Source organism: Pseudomonas sp. BO3-4 (assembly GCF_034044115.1).
GTDB lineage: Bacteria > Pseudomonadota > Gammaproteobacteria > Pseudomonadales > Pseudomonadaceae > Aquipseudomonas > Aquipseudomonas alloputida.
Genome location: NZ_CP139018.1, coordinates 2559914 through 2584939 on the forward strand (window position 1 = coordinate 2559914; position 25026 = coordinate 2584939).

The window sequence follows — 25026 nt, forward strand, 5'->3', positions numbered from 1 at the left end:
GGGGCGCTCAGCGCCCCCTTGGCCAGTGGTTATCCCGCCAATTCCAGGTCGGATAGATACAAAAGTGTCCTCGTCGGTTCTGTTGCAATGCTTCTCAGGCGGCCGGCCTGAACAGCGTGCTCACAACGACAAGGAACCCCGACCATGCAAATGCCCAAGACCCTGAAAATCCGCAATGGCGACAAGGTGCAGCCAACCTTCTCCGCTCAGGAATACGCTGCTCGCCACGCCCGGCTGCGGGCCTATATGGCCGAGCAGGACATCGAGGCGGCAATCTTCACCTCGTACCATAACGTCAACTACTACAGCGATTTCCTCTACTGCTCGTTCGGCCGCCCTTATGCGCTGGTGATCACCCAGGACAAGGTGGTCTCGATCAGCGCCAATATCGACGGCGGGCAACCCTGGCGGCGCACGGTGGGCACTGACAACATCGTCTACACCGACTGGCAGCGCGACAACTATTTCGTCGCCATCCAGCAGGCGTTGCCGCTGGCCTCGCGCATCGGCGTGGAGTACGACCACCTGAACCTGCAGAACCACGGCAAATTCGCCGCCTGCTACCCCAAGGCCGAGCTGGTAGACATCGCTGCGCCGTGCATGCGTATGCGCATGATCAAGTCGGCCGAGGAGCAGGCGCTTATCCGTCACGGTGCACAGGTGGCCGACATCGGCGGAGCGGCAGTGGTCGAGGCCCTGCGTGAGCAGGTGCCCGAGTACGAGGTGGCACTGCATGCCACCCAGGCGATGGTGCGCGAAATTGCCAAACGCTTCCCGGACGCCGAGCTGATGGACACCTGGACCTGGTTCCAGTCCGGGCTCAACACCGATGGCGCACACAACCCGGTAACCAGCCGCCGTGTGGGCAAGGGCGAGATCCTCAGCCTCAACTGTTTCCCCATGATCGCCGGTTATTACACCGCGCTGGAGCGCACCCTGTTCCTTGACCACTGCCCGGACGAGTACCTGCGCCTGTGGCAGGCCAACGTCGAAGTGCACGAAGCCGGGCTGCAACTGGTGCGCCCAGGCATGCGCTGCAGCGATATCGCCCGCGAACTGAACGAGATCTTCCTGCGCCACGACCTGCTGCAGTACCGCACCTTCGGGTATGGCCATTCGTTCGGCACGCTCAGCCATTACTACGGCCGCGAGGCGGGGCTGGAGCTGCGCGAGGACATCGATACCGTGCTGGAACCGGGCATGGTGGTGTCGATCGAGCCGATGATCATGCTGCCTGAAGGGCGGCCGGGGGCGGGCGGTTATCGCGAGCATGACATCCTGATCGTCAACGACAGCGGCGCCGAGAACATCACCAGGTTCCCGTATGGGCCGGAGCACAACATCATTCGCAAATAAGCATCGGCGTCGGCTGCTTCGCGGGCAAGCCCGCTCCTGCGGGGATTTCACCGTTTTCGCAGGCGCGGGTTCACCCGCGAATAGGCTGGCCCAGACAACAACAAGATCCCCGTATGACCACCAGACCCTGCCTCCAATTAAAAGAACCAGAGGGTACCCGTCATGTCCAGCACCACCCTAGACCCATCCGCCATCGCCGGCCCCGCACACAACGCCGAACGCCAGGCGCTGCGCAAGGCCGCCCGGGCCAGCTTCATGGGCAACTTCGTCGAGTGGTTCGACTACGCCGCCTACGGCTATCTGGCCACCATCATCGCCGCCACCTTCTTCCCGCAAACTGACAAGACCACCGGTTTGCTGGCCACCTTCGCGGTATTCGCCCTGTCGTTCCTGGTGCGCCCGCTGGGCGGCATCGTCTGGGGCCATTTCGGCGATCGACACGGTCGGCGCAACGCGTTGTCCTGGTCGATCCTGATCATGTCGGTATCCACCTTCTGCATCGGCTTGTTGCCGGGCTATGCGCAGATCGGGCTGTGGGCACCGGCCCTGCTGTTGCTGATCCGCCTGGTACAGGGGTTTTCCGCCTCGGGTGAGTACGCCGGGGCCGCTGCGTTCCTGGCCGAGTACGCGCCGCCTGGGCGGCGTGGCTTGTACACCAGCATCGTGCCGGCCAGCACGGCGGCGGGGTTGTTGTTCGGTGCGGCGTTCGTTGCGGTGCTGCATGAGCTGCTCAGCAGTGAAGCCCTGCATGAATGGGGCTGGCGCCTGCCGTTCCTGCTGGCGGCGCCGTTCGGCCTGGTAGGGCGCTATATCCGCATGAGCTTGCAGGACACGCCCAAGTTCCTGGAGATGGAGCAGCGCCTGGAAACCAAGGCCGGCATGGCCACGACGCCGCTGCGCGAACTGCTGGGCCAGCACCGGCGCAGTCTGGCGATCGGCATAGGTGTCACCTGCCTGAATGCGGTTGCGTTCTACCTGTTGCTCAGTTACATGCCGACCTACCTGTCCAGTGAAATGGGCATGAGCGAGCGGGATTCGTTCATCGCCTCGACGGTGTCGCTGGCCACCTATATCGGCTTGATCTTCCTGATGGGGCGGCTGTCCGACCAGTTTGGTCGCAAGACCATGCTGGTGGTGGCCTCGCTGTTGTTCCTGGGGTTGACCGTGCCGTTGTTTCGCCTGCTGGACGGCCAGCCGCTGCTGGTGATTCTGGCCATCCAGATCCTTTTCGGTGCGATGCTGGCGATGAACGATGGGACCTTGCCGTGCCTGCTGGCCGAAATCTTTCCGACCCGGGTGCGCTTCAGCGGGTTTGCCCTGAGCTTCAATGTGGCCAATTCGCTGTTTGGCGGGACTGCGCCGTTCATTGCCACCTGGCTGATTCAGGTGACGGGCAGCAAGCTGGCCCCGGCAGGATACCTGCTGGCGGCAGCACTGGTGGCGCTGGTGGCCATGCTGATGTGTCGGGAGACGGCGCACGGGGCCCTTGAAGATTAGTTGACCTGCACTGGCCTCTTCGCGGGCAAGCCCGCTCCTACAACGGCCTGTGGCGGACCACCGATGTGCGTGTAGGCGCGGGCTTGCCCGCGAAGAGGCCAGCAATGCCAATACCTGACCCCCGTCAGTGGAGAGAGGCCTGCCGCCGCTCCCCTAAAGGCGACAGCCCGAAGAACCGGCTATAACTCTTGGAAAAATGCGCAGGCGAACTGAAGCCGCAGGCCAGCGCTACCTCACGCACTTGCACGTCGCTGCGCAGCAGTAACTCCCGCGCCCGCGACAGCCGCAGCTCCAGGTAATACTGGCTGGGCGTGCGCTGCAGGTACTTGTGGAACAGCCGCTCCAATTGGCGCACGGTCACGTCGTTGAGGCTGGCCAGTTCCTCCAGCCCCAGCGGCTCCTCCAGATTGGCCTCCATGATCGCCACCACCTGGCTCAGTTTGGGCTGGGCGCTGCCGAGCAGGGTACGCAGCGGCACACGCTGCCGCTCACGCTCACCGCGTACGCGGTCGCACAGCAACAGCTCGGCGGCCTTGGCCGCGATGTCCTGGCCGCCCGTGTCGCGGGCCACCAGTTGCAACATCATGTCCATGGCTGCCACGCCGCCTGAGCAGGTGTAACGGTCGCGGTCCAGTTCGAACAGCTGGCTGGAGATCACGATACCGGGGAAGTGTGCCTGCAACGTCGGCAGGTCTTCCCAGTGGATGGTGCAGCGGTAACCCTTGAGCAATTCGGCCTTGGCCAGCAGGTAGCTACCGGTGCAGATACCGCCTAGCGGCAAGCGCTGGCGGGCCAGTTGGCGCAACCAGTCGATCAATGGGCGGTTGCTACGGCTTCGGTCGATCGGGTTGGCGCCGACCACCAGCAAGGCATCCAGCGCGGGGGCGTTGGCGATGTTGTAGTCGGGCAGTACGCGCATGCCGTTGCTGGCCACCACCGGCGCGTCGTCTGCGGCGATCAGCACACTGCGATACAGCGGCTTGCGCGCGGCCAGGTTGGCCATGCGCAGGGTCTCAACCGCCGACGCAAGGCCGATGGTGGTGAAATTGGGCAAAATCAGGAAGCCAAAGGTCTTTGCCGAACAATTCTTTACACTAGACGGCGATAGGTTTGCAGAAGCGGGGTGGACCATTGCGCTGTTCCTGTGCAAGCTGAGGCCTGGTTGGTCAGGGGCAGTGAGAAAGCAGAGCCTCGCGTGGTTCTTGTTGTTATGGGTCGTTGCCGGGTCGATCATACACCCCGGATGCAGCGGCCAGGAATGGCCCCGCCGGCTGGCAGGGCCGACAGTGATTGCACAGAGAAGGTGAGCGTCAGTGAACCCCGAAACCATGCTGGCGGGCTTGCCAGGCTATGCCATGGCCCCCGAAGCGATCCAGGTGCTGCCCGATGCCAGGGCTTACCGCGCCTGCCTGTTCGAGCGCATCCGTACGGCGACTCGGCGCATCGTTATCGTCGCGCTGTACCTGCAGGAGGATGAGGCTGGCCAGGAAGTCCTGGATGCCTTGTACCAGGCCAAGGCCGAGCGGCCAGGCCTGAAGATCACCATCGTGGTCGACTGGTTCCGCGCCAGGCGCGGGCTGCTGGGGGCCGGGCGTCAGCCGGGCAATGCCGCCTGGTATCAGGCCCAGCGCCAGTTGCGCGGGCTGGACATCGCGATCCATGGCGTGCCAGTGCAGACCCGCGAACTGTTCGGGGTGTTGCACCTTAAAGGCAGCATCATCGACGATTGCGTGATCTACACCGGCGCCAGTCTGAACAACGTCTACCTGCATCGTTTCGACCGCTATCGCCTGGATCGCTACCACGTGTTCCAGTCACCGGCACTGGCTGATGCCATGGTCGGCCTGGTGCAGCGTTTGCTGCACCACACCGCCACACCGCGCCTCGACCTGCCGGCGCCACCTTCCACCCGCAGCCTGCGCGGCGACATTCGGCGTTTGCGCGCACGGCTGCGACGCATGGCCTACGAGGTACCTGCCAGCATGACGGGGCAGGGCTTGCAGGTGATCCCGCTGCTGGGTGTGGGCCGTGGCAATCCACTGAATCGGGCGCTGTGCGCCTTGCTGGCAGTGGCGCGCACGCAGATCATCATCAGTACGCCGTATTTCAACCCGCCGCAGGTCGTGATGCGCGAACTTGACCATGCCCTGGCGCGGGGGGTTGGGGTGGAACTGATCGTCGGTGACCGCACCGCCAACGACTTCTACATCGCCCCTGGCGAACCGTTCAGTGCCAGTGGTGCATTGCCCTATCTGTATGAGGACAACCTGCGCGCCTTCGCCCGCCGCCGCCACGCTGCGATTGCCAGTGGCCAGCTGCAAGTACGCATCTGGAACGATCCCGGGCATACCTTCCATGCCAAGGGCGTGTGGATCGACCAGCGTTATTCGCTGCTGACCGGCAACAACCTGAACCCGCGCGGGTTCAACCTGGACCTGGAGAACGGCCTGCTGATCGACGACCCGCAGGGTCAATGGCTGGCGCCACGGGAAGCGGAGTTGAGCGAACTGCGGCGCTTTGCGCCGAGAATCGGTTCGGCAGAGGCGCTGGGGGAGAAGGCCGAACATCCCAAGCAAGTGCGCAAGTTTCTGCGTCGGTTGCGCTATAGCCGGCTGGAACCGTTGATCAAACGGGTGCTCTGACGTCGCCTGTAATGGCCCTGTCGCCGGCAAGCCAGCGACAGGGCCAGAGTGGTGCGCACCGCGCATTGATGTCATTATGATATTGCTGCCCACGGCCCTTTGTCAGGGGCTGGATTACAATGTGCAGGCAACCGTGCAAGGCCCCTCTGAACGTGATCACGATCGCATACAGTCGGGCCTTTTCCCGTTAACCAGACAGGCCAATGCGTATATGGCGTTAGATCCACCCACGATGCTGACTATTTCAGTCGCTTTGGCCGCTGCGGCCGCCTTGTACCTGGCGATTGAATGGCGCAGTGTGCGCGAAACCTCATTGCTTTACTGGAGTGCGGGTTTCGCCACGATTACGGTTGGTAGCACCCTGGCATTGTTGCGCGGGATCGGCTTGCTGTTCATCGGTATCTGGTTCGCCAATGGCTTGCTGGTGGTGGCCCACGTTTTTTTCCTGATCGGCGTGCTGCGCTTCACCCAGGAGCGCTTGTCACGTGCCTGGTTGATGATCGTGCTGGTCTGGTTCGCCTTGCTGCTGCTGCCCGTGGGCCCGCAGTGGTCGAAGGTGATGCTGATGGTCAACTCGTTGTTGGTGGCCTCGCTGACGCTCAAGGCCAGTTTCCTGCTGCGGCCACATGGCAAATCGCTGAGTGTCGGGGCCGTGCAGCTGCGCTATGTGTTGCTGATCCATGGGCTGTTCTATGTGGCCAAGGCGGCCATCGCGATCACGCCAGGCACGCTGATTGACCTGGCGACCTTTGGCGGGCTGATCATTCAGGTTTCGCTGGTGGAAGGCGCGATGGCGATCATGCTGATTGCCTTGTCGATGACCGGCACCGTGCGTTACCGGCGTGAAGAGCGGATTGCCCGGCTGGCAGCCCGTGACCCGCTGACTGCGCTGTACAACCGGCGTGCACTGGAGGTACGGGCGGGGCATTTCTTCAAGGACGTGAGCCCGGCGCAACCTGGGGCATTGCTACTGATCGACATCGACAACTTCAAACTGGTCAACGACCTGCACGGGCATATCGCCGGCGACCGTTTGCTGATTGCCTTGAGCGAGATGATCCGTACGGCGCTGCCCGAGCGTTCGCTGGCGGCGCGGTTGGGCGGGGATGAATTCGTCATCTTGCTCAGTGGCGCGAGCAGTGAACGGGTCATGGAACTGGGTAGTGGGCTGCGCGAGCAGTTCCAGCAGTACGCCGACAAGACCGTGCCTACGCCCCAGGCGGTGACCTTGAGCATTGGTGCCAACGTGTTCGATCAGCCGCCGGCGAGCCTGGCGGCGTTGATCGAGCAGGGGGATGTGGCGTTGTACCAGTCCAAACGTGGGGGGCGCGACAGCATTCGGTTTTTCGAGCGGGCGATGGTTGAACTCCGGCAGTGAGCGAATCACCTAGGTGGGTGAGCTCTCATGTAACCCATGTGGGTGATCCGTACAGGCGCTCCCGTCACCCGGCCCCCGCGTTTGACGGGCATCCATGCCCGTCATCAGCAAAACAGCGTGGTCAGGTCGCTACCTGATAGCACGGCACATACTCCGCGCCGCCGGGCAGCTTCATCCGGTGCTGGTCGACGAATGCCTGCAACAGCCGGCCCAGCGGGTCCAGTACGGCGCTGTCACCGTGGATCTGATACGGCCCGTGTTCCTCGATCAGGCGGATGCCTTTGTCCTTGACGTTGCCTGCGACAATCCCGGAAAACGCCCGGCGCAGGTTGGCCGCCAGTTCATGGGGCGGCAGCTCGCGGCGCAAGTCCAGGTCGGCCATGGCCTGGTGGGTCGGGTCGAACGGTCGCTGGAAGCTCTCCTCGATCTTCAGCAGCCAGTTGAAGTGGAAGGCATCGTTGCGCTCGCGGCGGAACTGCTTGACCGCTTTGAGGCCTTCGACCATGTGCCGGGCGACTTCCGCCGGGTCATCAATGATGATTTCGTACAGGCGATGGGCCGCTTCACCCAGCGTGGCGCCGACGAAAGCGTGCAACTGTTGCAGATAAGGCTCGGCGCTGCGCGGGCCGGTGAGCACCACCGGGAACGGCAGGTCGTGGTTGTCCGGGTGCATGAGGATGCCCAGCAGGTACAGGAACTCCTCCGCCGTGCCGGCACCGCCTGGGAAGATGATGATGCCGTGGCCGACACGCACGAAGGCCTCCAGGCGCTTCTCGATGTCTGGCAGGATCACCAGTTCGTTGACGATCGGGTTGGGCGCCTCGGCGGCGATGATGCCGGGCTCGGTGAGGCCCAGGTAGCGGCTGCCATGCATGCGTTGCTTGGCGTGGGCGATGGTGGCGCCCTTCATCGGGCCTTTCATCACGCCCGGGCCGCAGCCGGTGCAGACATCCAGCTTGCGCAGGCCCAGTTCGTGGCCGACCTTCTTGGTGTACTGGTATTCCTCGGTGCTGATCGAGTGGCCGCCCCAACACACCACCATCTTCGGCTCCACGCCCGGGCGCAAGGTACGCGCGTTGCGCAGCAGGTGGAACACGTAGTCGGTGATGCCCTGGGAGCTTTCCAGGTCGATGCGCTGGCTGGCCAGCTCGCTTTCGGTGTAGACGATGTCGCGCAAGGCACTGAACAGCATTTCACGGGTGCTGGCGATCATTTCGCCATCGACGAAGGCGTCGGCCGGCGCGTTCAGCAGCTCCAGGCGCACGCCACGGTCCTGTTGGTGGATACGCACCTCGAAGTCTTTGTAGGCCTCAAGGATAGTCTTGGCATTGTCGACATGGGCGCCAGTGTTGAGGATTGCCAGGGCGCACTGGCGGAACAGTGTGTAAAGGCTACCGGTACCGACTTCACTCAGTTGCTGCACTTCACGTTGTGACAGCGTCTCCAGGCTGCCTTTGGGGCTGACGGATGCATTGATGACATGGCGTTGAGGCATCTAAGTCTTTCCTGTGCGGGTAAAACATCCTTCTTTGACACCACCATACCGAGAAATGTGGACGGCAACGAGGGGGGCTGTGAAAAACCTTGAGACCGGGCGGCCTGCTTCGCGAGTAAACCCGCTCCTATACAGGTACAGCGCAAGCCTTGATGGCGGTGCGGACCTGTGTAGGAGCGGGTTTACCCGCGAAGCAGCCAACCCGGTCTCCAGTCAGCCCAACAGCTTCTGCACCCCCAGGGTAATCGCCAACCCCCCGCCAACCAGCCACAGGTTGAGGATCGCCCCGGTCGCCAGCGCCCGTGGCCCGGCCTGGCGAATCTGGCTGAAGCGGGTCTCCATACCCAACGCCGTCATGGCCATGGTCAAGGCAAAGGTGTCCAGGCTGTTCACGGCCTGGGTCACGCTGCCAGGCAGCACTTGCAGTGAATTCACCAGTACCAGTGCCAGGAAGCCGAAAGCGAACCAGGGCATGGCAATGCGCCCGTTGCCCTGCGCCTGGCCAGCCTTGCGCGAACGGCTGATCCACAGGCCCACCACCAGCAGTACCGGCACCAGCAGCATGACCCGGGTCATCTTGACGATGGTGGCGATATGCGTGGCTTCGGGGCTGACATTACTGGCCGCGCCTACCACCTGCGCCACTTCGTGGACTGTGCCGCCCAGCAACAGCCCGGCGCCCATGGTATCCAGATGCAGCCAGCCGGCATTGATCGCCAGCGGGTAAAGGAACATCGACAAGGTACCGAACAGCACCACGCTTCCGACTGCCATGGCGCTTTTATGGGGGGCGCTGCGCAGCGCCGATTCAAATGCCAGCACGGCGGCAGCGCCGCAGATAGCGCTGCCGGCGGCGGTGAGCAAGGCGGTATCGCGGTCGAGCTTGAACACTTTCATGCCACACCACAGGCCGATCAGCAGGGTACTGGTGACTACCAGCACCGACACGATAAGCCCCGACCAGCCGACTTCGGCAATTTCCTGCAGGCTTACCCGCAGGCCAAAAAATGCCACCGCAATGCGTAACAGGCCGCGAGCGGAAAAATTGATGCCCGCCGCCCAGCTTGCCGGTACGCCGTCACGCAGCGCGTTGCCATACAAGGCACCTGCGACGATACCCACGATCAGCGGGCTGATGCCCAGGTTGGCGATAGCGGGCAGGGCCGCCAGTTGAGTGACTGCGACCGCGAACAGCGCGACGAAAAGAATGCCATTGAGCCGCCCTCGGGTGGAGAGGGTAGGGGCAAAGGCAGGGTTGGACGGAACCGTGGCCATGTGAGTCCTCCGGAAAAGCTGTTTCGACAAGGCCTACGTTAATCTGGTTATAAGCTTATAAAAAATCGTAATTTAGGATGGCAAATATCCGAAAAGCTGATAATTTTCAAAAATGACCCCAGAACAGCTGATAACATTCGCCACGGTTGCCGAACACGGCAACATCAGCCATGCCGCTCAAGCCCTGCACCTGTCGCAGCCGGCGGTGTCCGGCCAGCTCAAGCTCTTGCAAGAGGCGTTTGGCGAACCCCTTTACCAACGTGCCGGCCGCGGCGTGCGGCTGACAGCGGCCGGTGAGCAGTTGCTGGCGCATGCCGAGCGCCTGCGCGAAACCTTCCGACAGGCGCAAGCATTGCGCGAGGCCATGCGCGGGCTGGAGCGCGGCACCTTGCGCATCGGCGCCAGTACCACGCCCGCCAGTTACCTGCTGCCTTACCTGATCGCCGATTTTCACGGGCGTCATCCGGATGTGCTGGTCAGCACCTCGCATGGCAACACGGCGGAGATCGTCGCCGCCCTGGACAGTGTTGATATTGCCCTGATCGAGGGGCCGCCCGGGCAGGAGTTGCCGTTGGGTACGCAAGTGACGCCGTGGCGCGAGGACGAGATCGTGGCGATTGTGCCCCGTGGGCATCCCCTGGCAAGCAGTGACCAGCAGACACTGGCGGCGCTCGGCACCTACCCCTTGGTACTGCGTGAAAGCGGCTCGGGTGTGCGGCAGATCGTCGAGCGGGCGTTTGCCCGTGATGGCGTGGCAATGCGAGTGGCGCTGGAGATCGCTGGCGTTGAAGGGGTAAAAGAGGCGGTCCGGGCCGGGATGGGGGTTGGCTTTGTGTCGGCGATGTCCATTCGTCATGAAGATGGGGCGCTGCACCGGCTGCAGGTTGCGCCGCAGGCGCTGGTGCGGCGTTTTTCCATTCTGTTGCCGCATGGGGCTACGCCTTCGCGGGCTGCCTCGCGGTTTCTTGAATTGTGTGTTGCCATGCAAGAGGTGGGTTGACTGTGCTGGCCTCTTCGCGGGCGTGCCCGGTCCCACAGGTTACAGCACAGATGTTGAAGACTGTGCTGTACCTGGACTGCCCGCCAAAATTTGAAAGCCTGCGCGCTGCGCTTGCTCAGCCGCTTCGCGCAATTGCGACCCTCTGACGGCGGTACTTGAGAGAGATGTTTGGGGGCTTCTGAGCAATGAGGATTGGCCAAATGGATCGGCGTCGGGGTCATTTTGCTCGTGCGATTAGCACGGTCAGGTCGTAAGTCAACACCGAACCGGTGCCGGCTACCTGCACAGCAATCGCGAGCGTGACCCAGCCGCAATCGTCTCGACGAGCGTGCTGTGAGACATTCATCACCTTTGCCGTCAGGCTGAGCCTATCTCTCGGCTTCACAGGTCGATGCATGATGAAGTTTTCAATGCGGTGCCCGGCCACGACATGCGTCACCGAAAACAGCGCATCACACAGCATTCGCTGAGCCAGTGCGAAGGTATGCACGCCGCTTGCACAATGTACGCCCAGGGGGCTGGAAAGCGCCTGAACAGGATCAGTGTGCATGTATAGCGGATCGTATTGCTTTGCGAAGGCGATGATTTCGTCTTGCGCCAACGCTTCATCTCGATGGTGTGTCCACGCCTGGCCGACAGAAAACTGCTCCCAGAACATCTCGCTGGCACTCATGGAAAGGGCCTTAAACAGGTGGGGTGACTATCCTGGATGCAGGGGCGAGAATGAAGCAATGCCCGCTTACCTCAGGTGTTGTGACCTCTCTGGGCGGTAATCCAAAACGTGTTGCAATAAAAAACAAGGGGCGTTGACACCTGGCACAGTGATATTGGTACGGTAGATCTTCTACGGGTGTGTCTGCTTTGCAAGGCAGCCTTTGGTATCGAGTTAGCAACGGAGCCCCAGATGGAGTTTTCTGCCCACAAAGGCACTACGTCGATCAGCCTCGTGCGGGACGCACTTCAAGGAGCAGAACTGCGTGGCCTGGATGTTGCTACTGTGCTCAGCCACGCGCATATTGATCCACGCCTGCTGGACCAGCGCTATGCCAGGGTACCTGCTGGTACGTTCTCCAGATTGTGGATTGCGTTAGCGGATTTGCTCGACGATGAGTTTTTTGCGGCAGACAGTCACCCTCTTCGCAGAGGTAGCTTCAAGCTGATGGCGCAGTTGGCCCTCGGCTGCGACACCATTGGACAGGCGCTCAAGCGGATTCTGGCGTTTCTCAGGACTGCCCTTGATGACATCTATGGGTCGGTGGAGTGCGACGGAGAGTATGCTGCAATTGTCATCCATGATCATGGTGAGTCGCGAAGGGCGTTTTGTTATGGTGCCTGGCTGGTCCTCGTGCACGGCCTGCTTTGCTGGCTGTGCGACAGGCGCATTCCTATTGTGAAGTTATCGATGCGTCCTCCTCAGCCAGAGGACGACAGCGACTATCGAATGCGTTTTTGTGAGGAAATCGAGTGGCGGGCCGAGAGAACCTCCGCTGTTTTCGAGAAGAATGTTCTGGAGTACAAGGTTTGCCAAACGCTCAGCACACTGCCTTTGTTTTTGAAGGGAACGCCAAGTAACTTCCTTGTGAAATACCGTAACGACGACAGCACGAGCATTACGATCCGGCGGCGACTAAAACTGCTCTCTCCACACACATGGCCTGAACTCGATGAACTCGCACGTGACTTGAGCATGTCCAGTTCCACCCTACAGCGAAGGCTCTACGCTGAGGGTTTCACCTACCAACGGCTCAAAGATAATCTAAGGCGGGATATTTCCATCAGTCTGCTCTGCCGGGCAGGTATGACGGTGGATGGCGTTGCGTCAGAGGTTGGCTTCATTGAGACCAGTGCGTTCCACAGGGCATTCAAAAAATGGACGGGTATCACCCCTGGTGCTTACCGACGCTCGTTGCGTAGCCCTCGAGGGGGCTAGTCCTCTGCGCTTGGGCTGATCACCCGCTGATTGAAGCCATCTGGTTTTCCAAAACTGCCCGTTCCGGTCAAGCAGAATGATGCCATTGGGCATGGTTGGGCCTTGCCATTAGGCCTACGATTTTTCTCGGGCGCCTTCTAGGGTCTCTCAACTCTCCCGACTTACACGCGGAACCATGCGTACCTGTGCGTGTGGTCGAGTTGTGCCAGATCGCTATACGTATGTGGACTTCAAAAACACAACAATAAGATTGAAGGAGACACGGTATGAGTTCTTTGAATATGTACACGTTGACCGAAGAGTCGAAGTTTAACCGCTTTCATGGGATTATTCTGTTCTGGTGTGTGTTAATTCTGATTATCGATGGCTACGACTTGGCAGTGGTGGGGGCTGCCTTACCGGCCATCATGGCCGATATGCAAATTGACGCAACCAGCGCCGGGGTAATGGCTGGCTCAGCATTGTTTGGGACAATGCTGGGCGCCATTTTTTTAGGCACATTGGCAGATCGAATTGGCCGGCCGAAAATGATCGCGATCTGTGTGGCGCTGTTCAGCGTTTTCACCGCTGCTTCAGGGTTCACTGACAGCCCGCTGACCTTCAGTATCATGCGCTTTATCGCCGGCTTGGGCATCGGCGGTGTGTTGCCCATCTGTACGGCGCAGATGGGTGAGTTCTCGCCCTTGAAAGTTCGCACCCGGCTGGTGACCATCGTTTTCGCAGGCTATTCGGTGGGCGGAATTCTGGTAGCGCTGACCGGTAAACAACTGATCGAAAGCTACGGTTGGCAATATGTGTTTTACGTGGCCGTCCTGCCAGTGGTTTTGATTCCTTTCATTCTCAAGTCAATGCCCGACTCTATCGGCTTTATGTTGAAGCAGGGTCGACAAGACGAGTTGAAAATCATCGCGCGTCGCCTTCGTCCTGACCTTGTGATCACGGATGACACGCAGCTCGTCGGCAATCCGCAGGTTATCTCTGCTCAAGACAAGCCGGTACGAAGCCTTTTCCTGGAAGGCCGTGGATACAGCACGGTCATGATCTGGATGGCATTCATGACCGGGCTGTTCATGGTGTATGCGCTCAATTCGTGGCTCACCAAGTTGATGGCCATGGCTGGCTTCAGCCTCGGTTCAGCCCTGAATTTCGTCATCGTGTTCAACCTCGGTTCGATCTTCGGTGCAATTCTGGGTGGATGGCTTAGCGACAAATTCAGCATCAAGCACGTCTTGGTGGTGTTCTATGTAGTGGGCGCGGTCGCACTCACGTTGCTGGGATATACCCGCTCCACCGAACTGCTCTTTGTCGTCGTGTTCATCGTGGGTGCCTCGACCCTTGGCACCCAGCTTCTGGCCTATGCATACGCCGGCGATTTCTATCCCTCCACCATCCGCTCAACTGGCGTCGGTTTTGCCTCGGGCGTCGGTCGCGTCGGGGCGATTGTCGCGCCTGTTTTGATTGGTGCCTTGGTGTCGATGGCGTTGCCGCTGGAGCAGAACTTCATGGCAATCGCGCTCGCCGGCCTGGTAGGGGCTGTTGCAGTGACCATGATCAACCAATCTCGCTCGGACTCGGCTGTAGTGAGGAAGAAGGCCACGGTTGCCCACGAGCTGACCTGACCATAATGCTGAGAGACAGGTGCCAGGTATGCTTATTGATCGCTTGCGCAAATCACCGGTAGGTTCGGACGAAACTGCCCGTTTGATCGACTGGGCAATCGTCTCACGTCGGAGCATCAGGTCGTTCCTCCCAACCCCAGTTCCGCGAGAGGAAATTGAAGCGGTTCTGAACGTTGCGCGCTATAGCGCAACAGGCGTCAACCTGCAGCCCTGGAACGTGCATGTTGTTACCGGCGATATGAAGGCACGGTTGTCCGCAGCACTGACTGAGGTTGATGACCATCCGGCTGATGACCAACGCTTTTCTGATCCCTACGCGTATTACCCCAGGGAGTGGACATCTCCCTACATCGAACGGCGCAGGGAGGTAGGGTGGGGGCTCTATAGCTTGTTGGGCATCAGTCGAAGCGATAAACAAAGGATGCACGAGCAACACGGCCGGAATTATCGCTTCTTCGGGGCGCCTGTTGGCCTGTTCTTCACGATTGACCGCGTGCTTCAGGAAGGGAGCCTGCTGGACTATGGCATGTTCCTGCAAAGCCTCATGATTGCCGCACGGGGAAGAGGCTTGCACACCTGCCCGCAGGCAGCATTCCTTAAATATCACAGCATCATCACTGAAATGCTGGCAATACCGAAGAGCCAAATGCTCGTCTGTGGGATGAGCTTGGGTTATGCCGATGATGGCAGCATTGAGAACACGTTGGTTACTGGCCGTGAACCCGTGCGTGCATTCACGACCTTTCACTCAGAATAAAAAACCTGGCGTGCGCCCTGTCCAAGTTTAGCGCCGGGCAGGGTGATACTGTTTCGATCATTCCGCTAAAGCGGGCCTTAACCCATTTGTAGGATTGGCATTGCATGGGGCGCTTCGCTGCGCTCCATGTTCAAGCACACAACAAGAACAAGGTGCCTGTGATGTCTATTGCTTTAAAAAAATCGTTGGCTTGTTCAGCAGCATTGCTGGTCGCGCCTTATGCTTCTGCCGCGTTCGTGGAAGACTTCAAAGGCAGTCTCGAACTCCGTAACTTCTACTATAATCGCGATTTTCGCAATGATGGCGCCACTCAGTCCAAGCGCGATGAGTGGGCGCAAGGCTTTATTTTGAACTTGCAATCGGGTTTTACAGAAGGGCCCGTGGGCTTCGGTATTGATGCGATGGGCTTGCTGGGGGTGAAGCTTGATTCCAGCCCGGACAGAACGGGATCAGGGCTGCTGGCCTACGATTCCGACAGGCAGGTTGAGGATGAATACGGTAAGTTCGTAGCCACCGCCAAAGCAAGGATGGGTAAGACGGAGTTGAGGATAGGAGGGGTAAACCCTCTGATGCCTCTGCTCTGGAGTAATAACAGCCGCCTGCTGCCTCAGGTCTTTCGCGGTGGTTCGCTGACCGTCAACGACATCGATAAATTGACGGTAACGGCTATAAGGGTCAACGCCGTGAAGCAGCGTAATTCCACCGATTTCGAATCACTCACAGCCACTGGCTATGCCCCGGTTGAGGCGGATCACTACAACTACCTGGCATTTGACTTCAAACCTGCGAAGGACATGACCTTCAGTTTGCACGCCGCCGAACTTGAAGATCTCTATAAATCCTACTTCGCCGGCATTAAAGTCATCAAGCCGTTGTGGGAAGGCAATGTGATCGCGGATGTTCGCGTGTTCGATGCCAGCGAGACAGGCTCCAAAAAACTGGGTGAGGTGGACAACAGAACGCTGAGTAGCTACTTCGCCTACAGCATCAAGGGACACACCCTCGGTGGCGGTTACCAGAAGGCTTGGGGCGACACCTCGTTTGCGTTCGTGAACGGCACGGATACCTACCTGTTCGGCGAATCGCTGGTCAGTACATTCACTGCCCCTGAGGAGCGGGTGTGGTTCGCAAGGTACGACTTTGATTTCGCTGCGTTGGGTGTACCAGGCTTGCTGTTCACCACCCGGTACATGAAAGGTGATGATGTTGATCCTGATCTGCTGAAGAGCCGCCAAGCCGCTTCACTCCGCCTTAACGGGGAGGAGGGCAAAGAATGGGAGCGGGTCACTGATATCTCTTATGTCATTCAGAGTGGGCCGGCGAAGGGTGTTTCGTTCCAATGGCGAAACTCCACGAACCGCTCGACCTACGCTGACAGCGCTAATGAAAATCGCTTGATCATGCGTTACACCTTCAACTTCTGAATAGCGAAATGGGCCGGCCTTCTGGCGCCGGCCCCTTTTTTGCCATTCATTCCCAATCGACGGGTTCGCTGTTTCCCGCCTGAATTGCACCAGGCGTTCGGACGCCTGCACCCAGCCGTTTCATCTTTTGCTGCGAAAGGCCAGTACCGATCAAGCCACTGCTGCCAGCTTGGCGCTGGTCTGCCGACGACGGTAGGCACTGTCACGGCTCGCCAGCCACCAGTACAGCGGCGAGGTGATCGCCAACCCTACCAGCCACGACAGGTCAGCCCCGTTGATATGCTCGGAAATCGGCCCGACGTACAGCGGGGTGTTCATGAACGGTATCTGCACCACGATACCCACAGCGTAGGCGATCAGGGCCTGCGGGTTGTAGCGCCCATAGATCCCACCATCGACCTGGAAGATCGACTGGATGTCGTAATCACCTTTGTGAATGGCGTAGAAGTCGATCAGGTTGATCGCCGTCCACGGCACCAGCACCACCAGCAGTACCAGCACCATGTCAACGAAGTGGCCGATGAAGTCTGCCGAAGCGAACACCGCTACCACGCAGCAGGCCGACAGCACGATCAGCGACAGCACTGCACGGCTTTTGGCGGTGGGGATCCAGCGGTAGGCGAACGTTTGCACCAGGGTGATGATCGACAGCACCGCGCCATACAGGTTGAGGGCGTTATGGCTGATCACACTGAGCAGGAACAGCACCAGCATGATCGGGCCGAGCGTGCCGGTGGCCAGCTTGACCGCGTCCATGGTGTCCATGCCGGCCGGGATCGCCAGCACGGCCACGGCGCCGAAGATGAACGACAGGCTTGAACCCAGGGCCGAGCCCAGGTAGGTGGTCCAGAAGGTCGAGCTGACTTTGACATCTGCCGGCAGGTAGCGCGAGTAGTCCGACACATAGGGCGCAAAGGCGATTTGCCACAACGCCGCCAGCGACACGGTGGCCAGCCAGCCGGCCAGGTTGAAGCCGCCGCGGGTGAGGAAATCGTCGCTCTGCACATGGGTGAAGATGTAGGCGAAGCCAACCACGATACCGATACCCAGTACCCAGGTGCCAATGCGATTGAGCACGTGGATGAAGCGGTAGCCGATGATGCCGATGATGCCTGAACCCAACGCACCGATGACGATGCCCACCGGTACCGGAACGGCGTCGACCACGCCATGCAGTGACTTGCCGGCAAGGACGATGTTGGAAGCGAAGAAACCGATGTACATGACGCCGGCGATCACCACCACCAGCAGCGCGCCGAGGGTGCCGAACTGGGCGCGGCTCTGGATCATCTGCGGAATGCCCATTTGCGGGCCCTGGGCCGAGTGCAGGGCCATCAGCACCCCGCCGACCAGGTGACCGACGAGGATGGCGACGATGCCCCATACCAGGTTCAGGTGGAACAGCTGCACACCCAGCGCGCCGGTGACGATGGGCAACGGCGCGATGTTGCCGCCGAACCAGAGTGTGAACAGATCCCTTACCTTTCCATGGCGGTCTTGCGGGGGCACGTAGCCGATCGTGTGTTTTTCTATCAGGGGTGCCGAATTGGCTGCACTGGTCATGACTGACTCCAAGGCAAGGTAGGGCATTGGGAACTGCCCGGGGGCGTGCCGGCGGTGGGCGACGCGTTCTTGTTGGAGCGATGATGAGGGGCGCGGGGGTAACGAGAAATTAGTAAATATGTGCCCATAAGCGTTAAAAAAACTAAGGCTGACAAAAGCTTAAGCGGGTGACGGTAGCAAGGAGAGTGCCAGCTGGCTGAAGGCCGTGGGGTAGAGGGGCGGCGGGTTGGCAACCCGGATCACGGTGGGCTGGGTTGGTGCGATGTGCGCGTTTTCAGGGCAGATGAAAGGTTGCCTGGGCCGGCCTTTTTGCGGGTAAACCCGCTCCTACAGCAGGCGCGGGTTTACCCGCGAAGGGGCCGGCACAAGAGGAAACAGCTACATGGGGAGCAACCGATCCTGAATCACTTCCTTCATCACCAAGGTCGAGCTCAAGCGTTTCACATTGGGAATACTGGTCAGATGCTCGTCATACAGCTTCTGAAACGCCGGCAGGTCCTTGGCTACCACATGCAGCAGGTAATCCGGGTCGCCAAACAGCCGCTGCGCTTCGACAATCTGCGGGATCTGCGCCAGTGCCGTTTCAAAGTCCGCCACCGGCTGGCGGGTCACCTCGCGTAGCGTCACGAACACCAACGCGGCAAAGTTCAGCCCAAGGGCGCTCGGTGCCAGCCGTGCGTGATAGCCCAGAATGGCGCCGGACTCTTCCAGTGCCTTCAAGCGCCGATGACAGGGTGACAGGCTGAGCCCCACGCGGTCGGCCAGCTCGGTTACCGACAGCCGCCCGTCTTTTTGCAGCTCGGCAAGGATTTTTCGATCAGTTCTATCCATTGGGAAGAATCTTCCAGTACATGAATGCCGAGGGGGAATATACGAAAGAAAATCCCCGGACGGAATCCGTAATCTATCGACATCCCAATGCAGTAGATAAGGAAGATTCAAGTGGCTATCAGTGTGCTGACGGCGTTCTGGGCTGTGTCGATGCTGTTCGTGATTACCCCCGGTGCAGACTGGGCCTATGCCATCTCGGCCGGCATGCGTGGGCGCTGGGTGATGCCAGCGGTGGCGGGGATGTTGTCGGGGCATTTCCTGGCCACGCTGGTGGTGGCGGCCGGGGTCGGCAGTTTGCTGGCAGGTCACCCGTTGGCGCTGACCTTGCTGACCCTGGCGGGGTGCAGTTACTTGCTGTGGCTGGGCGGCAACCTGTTGCTCAGCCCGGCATTGCCGGCGGCCGGGCAGGGCGGAGCGGGGGAGTCGGGCTCACGCTGGGCGTTGAAGGGTTTTTGCGTCAGCGGCCTGAACCCCAAGGTATTCCTGCTGTTCCTGGCCCTGCTGCCGCAGTTCACCGACCCGCAGTCGAGCTGGCCTGTGCCATTGCAGATCTTGTTGCTGGGGCTGGTCCACCTGTGCAGTTCGCTGGTGATCTACACGCTGGTCGGCTATGGCGCCAAAGCTGTGCTGAGCACTCGGCCGGGTGCGGCAAAGCTGGTCGGGCGGGTGTCTGGGATGGCGATGATTACCGTGGCCCTGGGCTTGATAGCTGGGCAAATGACCTGAATTTACCGGTTCAGCATGACTTCAGATAAACTCGCTGCAACCTAATGCACAACCAGGATGTGCCCCGTGCCCGAAACCACGCAACTGCTCACGTTCGCCTTGATTTGCCTCGGCATGGTCCTGACCCCAGGGCCGAACATGATCTACCTGATTTCCCGCTCGATCTGCCAGGGCCGCCAAGCCGGCTTGATTTCGCTTGGCGGTGTGGCTCTGGGCTTCGTCATCTACATGTTCTGCGCGGCAATGGGCATCACGGCGCTGGTGATGGCGGTACCCTTTGCCTACGACGCGCTGCGCATCGGTGGCGCGCTGTACCTGTTGTACCTGGCCTGGCAGGCGCTGCGGCCGGGTGGCCAATCGCCGTTCCAGCTCCGTGAACTGCCCGCCGACAGCCCGCGGCGGCTATTCACCATGGGGTTTGCCACCAGCCTGCTCAACCCCAAGATTGCCGTCATGTACCTGTCGCTCATGCCGCAATTCATCGAACCGGGCCACGGCAGCGTGCTGTTGCAGTCGCTGGTGCTGGGTTCGACGCAGATCGCCATCAGCGTTACGGTCAACGCGCTGATTGCGATCATGGCCGGTTCCATCGCCGTGTTCCTGGCTGGCAGGCCGCTGTGGCAACAGGTTCAGCGTTGGTTGATGGGAACGGTGCTGGCGGGGCTTGCGGTGCGCATGCTGGCAGAAGGGCGCCGTTGATCGCCTATTGCGATGCAAGGTATCAGTGGCCGAATACTTTGCCGAGTATCTGGCACACCTGTTCTGCCGAGTAGGGTTTGGCCAGGAAGGTGAACCCTTGGTGCCCGCCTTCGGCAATCGCCTCGCTATAGCCCGAAGTCAGGATCACCGGCAACTGCGGGCGCTGGCGGCGAAGTTCGCGGGCCAGTGCCAAGCCACCCATGCCGGGCATGACCACATCGGAAAACACCGCATCAAAATCACCTGCCGGGCCAGTCAACTGCGCCAGCGCTTCTTCTGCCGACCGTGCATAGCTGATTTGGTAGCCGTGGTCCTCGAGGAGCTGAGCTGTGAAACTGCCCAGGTCGGGATTGTCTTCTACCACCAGTATTCGTCGCCGCTCGCCCTGTACCTGTGGCTGGCTGCCGGCCGAGGCGTCTTCGGGCGAGGCCGCAGTTGGTGCCTCCTGCGGCAGATACAGGGTAAAGGTGGTGCCCTGGCCGGGGATGCTGTTCACCTGTACATCGCCCCCGGATTGCTTGGCGAAACCAAACACCTGCGACAACCCGAGCCCGGTACCTTCACCTGGGGCCTTGGTGGTGAAGAACGGGTCGAAGATGCGCTCCAGCAACTCGGTGGCAATACCGACTCCGTTGTCGCTCACCGATATCGCCGCGAACGGGCCTGGCTGTGAAGGCTGACCGCGCAAGGCCGGCAGGCACTGGTCGGCCTGCAGGCGCAGCTGCAAGGCACCTTCGCCAGCCATGGCATCGCGGCCGTTGAGCATCAGGTTGATTACCGCGGTTTCCAACTGGCTGAGGTCGGCGCGGATGTGGCAGGGCGCTTGCGGTAGCTGCAGCTCGACCCGGATGCGCGCGCCAGTGACGGTGTCGAGCATGTCGGCCATGGCTTCCAGCCGTGGCCCGGCTTCGAACACCTGTGGGCTGAGGGCCTGGCGTCGGGCGAAGGCCAGTAGCTGGCCGGTCAGTTTGGCACCACGGTCAACCGTGTCGGACATGGTCTTGAGGTAGCGCTCGCGGCGCTCCTCGGCCAGGTTGGGGCGCTGCAGGAAGTGCAGCGACGAGCGGATGATGGTCAGCAGGTTATTGAAGTCGTGGGCTACCCCGCCGGTCAGCTGGCCAATGGCTTCCAGCTTTTGGGCCTGGCGCAGCACGGCCTCGGTGTGCAGCAACTGAGTGGTGCGTTCTTCGACGCGATGTTCCAAGGTGGTGTTGAGCGCTTCCAGGGCCGCCATCGCTTCGCGCACTTCGGCATGGGCCTGGACCCGCTGTATGTGCGCCCAGCATCGCTCGGTCACTTCGCTGATCAGTGCTTGCTCGTAGTCGGTCCATACTCGGGGTACGCGGTCGTGAATCGCCATCAGCGCGGTCAGCTTGCCACCCTTGATCAGTGGCATGCAGATGGTGGCCGTAATGCCGATGGCCTGAAAAGTCGCCGCCTCGTCAGTGGCCAGTTCGCGCAGGTTGTCGTTGATCACCAGGGCCTGGCCGCTGCGCAGGCGGCTGACCGCCAGGCGGCCGAAGTCATGCAGGTGATAGTGGCCCACCAGGCGTGGTGAGCCGGGTGTCACCGCATCGCCGCAAATGGTGAAACCGTCCTCGTCGGGGTCCATCATTGCATAGGCGCAGCTGGACAAGCCAAGGTGCTCGACCAGCATGCGGGTGGTGATGGCCATGATCTGGTCAGGGTCGGTCGCCTCGGTCACGGCTCGCCCGAGGGTATCGAGAAAGTTCAGGCGCTGGTTGGTGACCACGCTGGCGGTGGTTTCGGTGACCGTGTCGAGCATGCCCAGTATCTCGCCATCATGGCCGCGAATCGGGCTGTAGCAGAAGGTAAAATAGGCCCGCTCCAGGCCGCCGTTGCGGTCGATCATCAGCGGGAAGTCTTCGATGTAAACCGCTTCGCCGGCCAACGCGCGGGCCGCCATGCTGCTGATTTCATCCCAGGCTTCGTGCCACACGTCGCGGAAGGGGATGCCCAAGGCCAGGGGCTTGCGACCGAGAATCGGTGTGAAGGCATCGTTGTACAGGGTGATCAAGTCCGGGCCCCAGAGCACGGCTTGCGGAAAGCGCGAGGCCAGGCACAGAGCTATCGTGGTTTTCAGGGCATCGGGCCAATGTTCCAGCGGGCCCAGGGGGGTGGTGGCCCAGTCGTGGTTGCGGATGCGTTCGGCCATTAGCCCGCCGCCATCTAGCCATCTAGCCATGTGCTTTGCCGGTCCTCTTTCTCAAGGCCCTTAGGGTGCACCGAGAATAGACCGTTGGCGAGGGTTTTGTGAGGGGCTGTGCCACTGCACGAGCCTCTGCCATTGCGCGATCCGGGTGCGTGCAGATTCACCCGCGAAGAGGCCGGGCAGGCTAGCGCATGAAGTGCACCTTGCCGGTGTCATCATTGCCCATGTAAATGCCATACACCCCTGCCTGCCGCTCGAGGATGTAGCGCTCGAGAATTTGCCGGATGGCCGGGTAGTAGATCTCATCCCAGGGGATTTCATCCGGTTCGAAGAACTTGTACGCCAGCGTCTCAGGCCCGTACTGCCCGGTCTCTTCGGTGACGATGGCACGGAAGATGATGTACACCTCGCTGATCTTTGGCACGCTGAAGATCGAATACGGCGAGACGATGTCCGCACGTACGCCGCTTTCTTCCCATACCTCGCGCAGCGCCGCCTGTTCGGTGGTTTCGCCAGCCTCCATGAACCCGGCAGGCAAGGTCCAGGTGCCGGGGCGAGGGGGGATGGCGCGCTGGCACAGCAGGTACTTTCCATCGCGCTCGATGATGCAGCCGGCGATGATCTTGGGGTTGATGTAATGGATGTAGCCGCAGCCGGTGCAATGCAGGCGTTCGTGGGTATCGCCTGTGGGAACGCCCCGGGCCAGTTCCTTGGTGCAGTGCGGGCAGTAGCGCGGGGCATTGGGCATGATCAGCGACCTATGCGGGGTTCCTTCAGGGCCAAGGGTTCGACAATGTCGCGCACTTTGGCGTTGTCATCCTGCTTCTGGCGCAGGTAGTCCAAGGCCACCTTGGCGGCGGCGCGGACGTGGTCGACCGAGGCCTGGTGGGCTACCAGCGGGTCACCGCTCTTGATTGCCTCGACGATCTTTTCCATTTCGCGGTTGCTGGCGCCGCGGCGGTTTTCCTGCGATACCGAGGTGGCGCGCAGGTAGCTGATGCGTGCTTGCAACTGGCGCAACTGCTGGGCCGCCACCTGGTTGCCGGAGCCTTCCAGCAGCACATCGTAGAAACCTTGTACTGAATCCAGTACCTGTTGCAGCTCACCTTCTTCCAGTGCCTCGCGGTTCACTTCCAGCGCGCGTTCCAGCGCACGGATGTCCTTGGCCTTGGCGTTGAGGGTGAACAGTTGCACGATCAGGCCTTCGAGCACACAGCGCAGCTCATAGATGTCACGTGCGTCTTCCAGGGTGATGATGGCCACGCGCGGGCCTTTGGCGTCGGCGAACTCCACCAGGCCTTCGGACTCCAGGTGACGCAGCGCTTCACGTACCGAAGTGCGGCTGACGCCGAGGCGGTCGCACAGGTCGCGTTCGACCAAGCGGTCGCCGGGCAGCAGGTGAAAGTTCATGATAGCGGCGCGCAGCTTGTCGAGCACGATTTCGCGCAGAGTAACGGGATTGCGGTTGACCTTGAAGCTGTCGTCGAGTGGCTGGCGTTTCATCAGGTGCGCTCTTTATGAGGCTGTTGCGCCAACATCGCGGAATGCCTCGAACCGAGGCTTTCCATGCAGTGGTTCGAACAGCCCGTTGTTAACGGGTTGGCTCCGCATCGGCTTCGGCAAAGGCTTCACGGGCCAGGCGGAAACTGTCCACCGCCGCGGGTACGCCGCAATAAATGCCGACCTGGAGCAGGATTTCGCGAATCTGTTCACGGCTCAGGCCATTGCGCAGGGCACCGCGAATGTGCAATTTGAGCTCGTGGGGCCTGTTGAGCGCGGAAATCATGGCCAAGTTTATCATGCTGCGCTCTTTCAGCGACAAGCCTTCACGGCCCCAGACGTGACCCCAGCAATACTCGGTGACCAGCTCCTGCAACGGTTTGGTGAACTCATCTGCGTTCTGGATCGAGCGGTTGACGTAGTCCTCGCCCAGCACCTGGGTGCGGATTTTCAGACCCTTTTCGTACTTTTCATTGCTCATGTGCAGTACTCCGGCATAAAACAGGGGCCGCAACCGAGGGTGAGACGATTAGCGCGACCCCTGAAAACAGGGTCATCGGTGTTGGCTTTTTCGCGGGCTTGCCCGCTCCCACGGGTTCCAGGATCTGTGCGATACCTGTGGGAGCGGGCGAGCCCGCGAAAAAGCCAACACCGACTTCAAGATGTATCAGCCAAGCGGCGGCAGGGCGCCGAGCTTGCCTTTGTGGTAGACCATCGGGGTCACCGGCTCGGCCGGCAACACCAGGTTCTTCACCGCGCCGACAATGATCGCGTGGTCACCGCCGTCGTACTCGCGCCACAACTCGCACTCGATGATCGCCGTAGCCTTGGCCAGCAGGGGGTTGCCCAGCTCGCTCAGGTGCCACTCCACGCCCTTGGCCTTGTCCTTGCCCTTGCCTGCGAAGGCATAGGCTTCGGCGGTCTGGTCGGCGGACAGCAGGTGGATGGCGAACTGCTTGCTGTCGCGCAGGATCGGGTAGGTGTCGGAGGCGTAGTTGGGGCAGAACAGCACCAGCGCCGGGTCGATCGACAGCGCGCTGAATGCACTGGCGGTGATGCCGACGATGCCGCCGTCGGCGTCCAGTGTGGTCACTACCGTGACGCCGGATGGGAAGGAGCCCATCACGTCTTTGTAGATGCCGGGTTCGATCATCTCGTGTT

General features: G+C 60.8%; 22 protein-coding genes. 11 read left to right on the forward strand and 11 right to left on the reverse strand.

The window, feature by feature from the left end; all coding sequences use genetic code 11:
* Nucleotides 1-144: 144 nt before the first annotated feature.
* Together REH59_RS11900 and REH59_RS11905 are read left to right on the forward strand one after the other, a co-directional pair.
* Nucleotides 145-1356: a M24 family metallopeptidase gene (locus REH59_RS11900; RefSeq protein WP_014860027.1), complete on the forward strand. Its 1212-nt coding sequence runs from the start codon at nucleotides 145-147 to the stop codon at nucleotides 1354-1356.
* A 162-nt stretch (nucleotides 1357-1518) separates the two neighbouring features.
* Entirely contained in the window at nucleotides 1519-2853 is a 1335-nt protein-coding gene (locus REH59_RS11905) for an MFS transporter (protein ID WP_003256101.1), read from the forward strand.
* A gap of 124 nt (nucleotides 2854-2977) precedes the next feature.
* On the opposite strand, the gene REH59_RS11910 is transcribed toward REH59_RS11905, so the two are convergent.
* Entirely contained in the window at nucleotides 2978-3985 is a 1008-nt protein-coding gene (locus tag REH59_RS11910) for a GlxA family transcriptional regulator (RefSeq protein ID WP_014860028.1), read from the reverse strand.
* 181 nt (nucleotides 3986-4166) lie between these two features.
* Here REH59_RS11910 and pssA point away from each other — a divergent pair, with 181 nt between their 5' ends.
* Both pssA and REH59_RS11920 read left to right on the forward strand, forming a co-directional pair.
* Nucleotides 4167-5495 carry a CDP-diacylglycerol--serine O-phosphatidyltransferase gene (gene pssA, locus REH59_RS11915; protein WP_014860029.1) on the forward strand — a complete coding sequence of 443 codons (1329 nt, stop codon included), beginning with the start codon at nucleotides 4167-4169 and terminating at the stop codon, nucleotides 5493-5495.
* A gap of 232 nt (nucleotides 5496-5727) precedes the next feature.
* A complete protein-coding gene (locus REH59_RS11920) occupies nucleotides 5728-6873 on the forward strand; it encodes a GGDEF domain-containing protein (RefSeq protein WP_014860030.1) in 1146 nt (381 codons plus the stop codon).
* Between the two features lie 121 nt (nucleotides 6874-6994).
* Here REH59_RS11920 and ppnN read toward each other — a convergent pair whose 3' ends face one another.
* Entirely contained in the window at nucleotides 6995-8368 is a 1374-nt protein-coding gene (gene ppnN, locus REH59_RS11925; protein WP_014590577.1) for a nucleotide 5'-monophosphate nucleosidase PpnN, read from the reverse strand.
* Between the two features lie 213 nt (nucleotides 8369-8581).
* Complete coding sequence (locus REH59_RS11930; protein WP_003256093.1) at nucleotides 8582-9643, reverse strand: YeiH family protein; 1062 nt, start codon at nucleotides 9641-9643, stop codon at nucleotides 8582-8584.
* Between the two features lie 112 nt (nucleotides 9644-9755).
* On the opposite strand from REH59_RS11930, the gene REH59_RS11935 reads away from it, so the two are divergent.
* Nucleotides 9756-10643, forward strand: coding sequence for a LysR family transcriptional regulator (locus REH59_RS11935; protein WP_003256092.1), 888 nt, complete (start codon nucleotides 9756-9758; stop codon nucleotides 10641-10643).
* Nucleotides 10644-10860: 217 nt separating this feature from the next.
* On the opposite strand, the gene REH59_RS11940 is transcribed toward REH59_RS11935, so the two are convergent.
* Nucleotides 10861-11316: a MaoC family dehydratase gene (locus REH59_RS11940; RefSeq protein ID WP_004577493.1), complete on the reverse strand. Its 456-nt coding sequence runs from the start codon at nucleotides 11314-11316 to the stop codon at nucleotides 10861-10863.
* Nucleotides 11317-11547: 231 nt separating this feature from the next.
* Between REH59_RS11940 and REH59_RS11945 the strand changes: the two genes are divergently transcribed.
* The 4 genes from REH59_RS11945 to REH59_RS11960 all read left to right on the forward strand — a co-directional run bounded on the left by REH59_RS11945 (nucleotide 11548) and on the right by REH59_RS11960 (nucleotide 16373).
* Entirely contained in the window at nucleotides 11548-12573 is a 1026-nt protein-coding gene (locus tag REH59_RS11945) for an AraC family transcriptional regulator (protein WP_128573636.1), read from the forward strand.
* A 266-nt stretch (nucleotides 12574-12839) separates the two neighbouring features.
* Nucleotides 12840-14192: an MFS transporter gene (locus REH59_RS11950; RefSeq protein WP_265536638.1), complete on the forward strand. Its 1353-nt coding sequence runs from the start codon at nucleotides 12840-12842 to the stop codon at nucleotides 14190-14192.
* A gap of 28 nt (nucleotides 14193-14220) precedes the next feature.
* Nucleotides 14221-14949 (forward strand): nitroreductase, encoded by a 729-nt coding sequence (locus REH59_RS11955; RefSeq protein ID WP_012051997.1) that lies wholly within the window; start codon nucleotides 14221-14223, stop codon nucleotides 14947-14949.
* 104 nt (nucleotides 14950-15053) lie between these two features.
* Nucleotides 15054-16373 carry an OprD family porin gene (locus tag REH59_RS11960; RefSeq protein ID WP_014860035.1) on the forward strand — a complete coding sequence of 440 codons (1320 nt, stop codon included), beginning with the start codon at nucleotides 15054-15056 and terminating at the stop codon, nucleotides 16371-16373.
* 150 nt (nucleotides 16374-16523) lie between these two features.
* Here REH59_RS11960 and REH59_RS11965 read toward each other — a convergent pair whose 3' ends face one another.
* Together REH59_RS11965 and REH59_RS11970 are read right to left on the reverse strand one after the other, a co-directional pair.
* Complete coding sequence (locus tag REH59_RS11965; protein ID WP_014860036.1) at nucleotides 16524-17936, reverse strand: purine-cytosine permease family protein; 1413 nt, start codon at nucleotides 17934-17936, stop codon at nucleotides 16524-16526.
* A 378-nt stretch (nucleotides 17937-18314) separates the two neighbouring features.
* Nucleotides 18315-18767, reverse strand: a complete 453-nt coding sequence (locus REH59_RS11970) for an Lrp/AsnC family transcriptional regulator (RefSeq protein ID WP_003256079.1) — start codon at nucleotides 18765-18767, stop codon at nucleotides 18315-18317.
* Nucleotides 18768-18878: 111 nt separating this feature from the next.
* Here REH59_RS11970 and REH59_RS11975 point away from each other — a divergent pair, with 111 nt between their 5' ends.
* Entirely contained in the window at nucleotides 18879-19493 is a 615-nt protein-coding gene (locus REH59_RS11975; protein WP_003256078.1) for a LysE family translocator, read from the forward strand.
* A gap of 66 nt (nucleotides 19494-19559) precedes the next feature.
* A complete protein-coding gene (locus REH59_RS11980) occupies nucleotides 19560-20192 on the forward strand; it encodes a LysE family translocator (protein ID WP_003256077.1) in 633 nt (210 codons plus the stop codon).
* 22 nt (nucleotides 20193-20214) lie between these two features.
* Here the strand turns inward: REH59_RS11980 and REH59_RS11985 are convergent, their stop codons facing one another.
* The 5 genes from REH59_RS11985 to REH59_RS12005 all read right to left on the reverse strand — a co-directional run bounded on the left by REH59_RS11985 (nucleotide 20215) and on the right by REH59_RS12005 (nucleotide 25018).
* A complete protein-coding gene (locus tag REH59_RS11985) occupies nucleotides 20215-22398 on the reverse strand; it encodes an ATP-binding protein (RefSeq protein WP_128573637.1) in 2184 nt (727 codons plus the stop codon).
* A gap of 151 nt (nucleotides 22399-22549) precedes the next feature.
* A complete protein-coding gene (locus REH59_RS11990) occupies nucleotides 22550-23113 on the reverse strand; it encodes an NUDIX hydrolase (protein ID WP_010954491.1) in 564 nt (187 codons plus the stop codon).
* Between the two features lie 2 nt (nucleotides 23114-23115).
* Nucleotides 23116-23868, reverse strand: a complete 753-nt coding sequence (locus REH59_RS11995; protein ID WP_012052005.1) for a GntR family transcriptional regulator — start codon at nucleotides 23866-23868, stop codon at nucleotides 23116-23118.
* An 88-nt stretch (nucleotides 23869-23956) separates the two neighbouring features.
* Nucleotides 23957-24346, reverse strand: a complete 390-nt coding sequence (locus REH59_RS12000; protein WP_003256073.1) for a carboxymuconolactone decarboxylase family protein — start codon at nucleotides 24344-24346, stop codon at nucleotides 23957-23959.
* Between the two features lie 186 nt (nucleotides 24347-24532).
* Nucleotides 24533-25018 carry a flavin reductase family protein gene (locus REH59_RS12005; protein WP_003256072.1) on the reverse strand — a complete coding sequence of 162 codons (486 nt, stop codon included), beginning with the start codon at nucleotides 25016-25018 and terminating at the stop codon, nucleotides 24533-24535.
* Nucleotides 25019-25026 lie beyond the last annotated feature (8 nt).

Bases quoted from the DNA above. Each gene is read 5' to 3' on its own strand.
- REH59_RS11910 (WP_014860028.1), bottom strand. From the start codon at position 3,985: ATGGTCCACCCCGCTTCTGCAAACCTATCGCCGTCTAGTGTAAAGAAT.
- REH59_RS11930 (WP_003256093.1), bottom strand. From the start codon at position 9,643: ATGGCCACGGTTCCGTCCAACCCTGCCTTTGCCCCTACCCTCTCCACC.
- REH59_RS12000 (WP_003256073.1), bottom strand. From the start codon at position 24,346: ATGAGCAATGAAAAGTACGAAAAGGGTCTGAAAATCCGCACCCAGGTG.
- ppnN (WP_014590577.1), bottom strand. From the start codon at position 8,368: ATGCCTCAACGCCATGTCATCAATGCATCCGTCAGCCCCAAAGGCAGC.
- REH59_RS11935 (WP_003256092.1), top strand. From the start codon at position 9,756: ATGACCCCAGAACAGCTGATAACATTCGCCACGGTTGCCGAACACGGC.
- REH59_RS11965 (WP_014860036.1), bottom strand. From the start codon at position 17,936: ATGACCAGTGCAGCCAATTCGGCACCCCTGATAGAAAAACACACGATC.
- REH59_RS11905 (WP_003256101.1), top strand. From the start codon at position 1,519: ATGTCCAGCACCACCCTAGACCCATCCGCCATCGCCGGCCCCGCACAC.
- REH59_RS11945 (WP_128573636.1), top strand. From the start codon at position 11,548: ATGGAGTTTTCTGCCCACAAAGGCACTACGTCGATCAGCCTCGTGCGG.
- REH59_RS11995 (WP_012052005.1), bottom strand. From the start codon at position 23,868: ATGAAACGCCAGCCACTCGACGACAGCTTCAAGGTCAACCGCAATCCC.
- REH59_RS11970 (WP_003256079.1), bottom strand. From the start codon at position 18,767: ATGGATAGAACTGATCGAAAAATCCTTGCCGAGCTGCAAAAAGACGGG.
- REH59_RS11985 (WP_128573637.1), bottom strand. From the start codon at position 22,398: ATGGCTAGATGGCTAGATGGCGGCGGGCTAATGGCCGAACGCATCCGC.
- REH59_RS11920 (WP_014860030.1), top strand. From the start codon at position 5,728: ATGCTGACTATTTCAGTCGCTTTGGCCGCTGCGGCCGCCTTGTACCTG.
- REH59_RS11950 (WP_265536638.1), top strand. From the start codon at position 12,840: ATGAGTTCTTTGAATATGTACACGTTGACCGAAGAGTCGAAGTTTAAC.
- REH59_RS11960 (WP_014860035.1), top strand. From the start codon at position 15,054: ATGGGGCGCTTCGCTGCGCTCCATGTTCAAGCACACAACAAGAACAAG.
- REH59_RS11955 (WP_012051997.1), top strand. From the start codon at position 14,221: ATGCTTATTGATCGCTTGCGCAAATCACCGGTAGGTTCGGACGAAACT.
- REH59_RS11990 (WP_010954491.1), bottom strand. From the start codon at position 23,113: ATGCCCAATGCCCCGCGCTACTGCCCGCACTGCACCAAGGAACTGGCC.
- REH59_RS12005 (WP_003256072.1), bottom strand. From the start codon at position 25,018: ATGATCGAACCCGGCATCTACAAAGACGTGATGGGCTCCTTCCCATCC.
- REH59_RS11900 (WP_014860027.1), top strand. From the start codon at position 145: ATGCAAATGCCCAAGACCCTGAAAATCCGCAATGGCGACAAGGTGCAG.
- REH59_RS11940 (WP_004577493.1), bottom strand. From the start codon at position 11,316: ATGAGTGCCAGCGAGATGTTCTGGGAGCAGTTTTCTGTCGGCCAGGCG.